We start from the raw sequence: 255 nt of genomic DNA, 5'->3' as shown, positions 1-255 counted from the left end.
GTTGAGTAAGAGAGGTAGTAGCGATTTGTTGATTTAACCATACACACAAAGATAAGAAATGGTGCCCGTGGCACTTGCGTTTTCGTTTCATTCCGCCTGCTTCTATAGCTAATTGATTAAGTGTAGCAGGAGACATATATCGATATAGCTCTTCGGCAAATAAAGATAACTCTTGTTTTTGATGCATATTCATAAAAAGCACGTCACCCTTTCTCATTAACATAAGAGAATAGTAACGTGCTTTTAACTTCAAAA

General features: G+C 36.5%; 1 pseudogene. It reads right to left on the bottom strand.

The features are described from left to right. A pseudogene (locus AAIE21_RS29460) lies at window positions 1–193 on the bottom strand (IS4 family transposase); the annotation flags it as partial. Window positions 194–255 lie beyond the last annotated feature (62 nt).

The sequence above is a fragment of the Paenibacillus sp. 102 genome (genome assembly GCF_039549175.1).
Lineage (GTDB): Bacteria > Bacillota > Bacilli > Bacillales > Bacillaceae_G > Bacillus_A.
The sequence above is the reverse complement of the archived record's forward strand: the minus strand, read 5'-3'. Positions and strand labels throughout refer to the sequence as shown.